Origin of the sequence: Campylobacter sp. BCW_6889, from assembly GCF_001762535.1 — a bacterium.
In the GTDB taxonomy this organism is placed as follows: Bacteria; Campylobacterota; Campylobacteria; order Campylobacterales; family Campylobacteraceae; genus Campylobacter_D; species Campylobacter_D jejuni.
On sequence record NZ_MJWZ01000049.1, the window covers coordinates 1 to 1,351 of the forward strand.

The following is a 1,351-nucleotide window of genomic DNA, read 5'->3' on the forward strand; positions in this document are numbered from 1 at the left end:
TCATTATTATCGCTTATAAAAAAAGCTAGTTAATACTCTCAAATAAGTTATTTTTGTTTTTTTGATAGTTTATTGCCATTTTTTGAATTATTTTCTAAATAATTAAGAAAATTGACTAAAAAAGTCGTTTTTATATCGTTTATTTGCATTTCATCTTGATATTCTAATAAATATTCTACAAATTCTAGTAAAATACGCCTATAAAACAATAAAGTGTTCTTTAAATATATATTATCTATATAAATAAAATTTCATATAATCCGCATACAACATCAGAAATTGATAATAAATATTTATCTTGATTTATCTTATTGATGTTTTTAAGTTTTATTCCAACAATTTCATAAAACTTTAGTTTTATTGTATTTAATTTATCTTCAGTGTAAAAAATTTATATTTTGCAATTGGTCCTTCAAATAATTTTATAGATGTAAAATCTATATTTTCAAGTTCTTTGCTATACAAATAATTATTTATAACTTCTTTTAATTCAACTTACAAAACCAAAGCTAGAATATGATTTTATTTTAGTGGATGAAGCACAGGATATCAACACTTGTGTTATCGACATTGCTCTTAACCAAAAGCAAGCTAAAAAAGTTTTTATAGGAGATACATTCCGAAGCATTTATAAATTCAGAGGTGCTGTAAATTCCTTAGAAGTATTAGCATCTATGCCAAAATCTCATATTTTATATCTAACTCAAAGCTTTAGATGCCCACAAAGCATAGCTACTATTGCCAATTCTTATTTGGGAATTTTAAATGCCCCAAGAGATTTTAAAGGAACGCTAAAACCAAGAAAGGGAAATGATGAAAATGAAGCAAAAGCTATAATATGTAGAACTAATGCTAAACTATTTGATATAGCAGTAGAAAATTTGAATAAAAAATTATTTTTTGTGGGAGGGGTGAATAGTTATAGTTTTGATGAGTTATTAGACATACAAAATCTTCTTTTTAAAAAACACAAATATATCAAAAATCAGTTTATTGCAAAATTTGCCGACTTAAAAGAACTTCTTGAATATATCAACGAAACTAAAGAGGTTGACTTAAAACAAAAAATATTTGTTCTTTTTAAATATGTGCATAGCGATATTATAAAGCTTATTAAAGATATTGAAAAAAGTTGTGTTAAAAAACAAGAACAAGCTGATTTGATATTAAGTACAGGACACAAGAGCAAAGGTTTAGAGTGGAATAATGTTGAAATTATTGATGATTTTTTAAACATCAAGCAAGAACTTGAAGAAAGAGAACAAATTACCATAGCAAAAGAAGAATTAAATCTTTTGTATGTGGCAGTTACAAGAGCTAAAAATTCTTTAAACATTAACAAAGATTATTT

The 1,351-nt window shown here is 24.6% G+C and carries 1 protein-coding gene; it reads left to right on the forward strand.

What is annotated here, in order from left to right; genetic code table 11:
* Positions 1-530: 530 nt before the first annotated feature.
* The coding region (locus AJ939_RS04495; RefSeq protein ID WP_261666731.1) for a 3'-5' exonuclease at positions 531-1,351 on the forward strand (821 nt) is incomplete at its 3' end.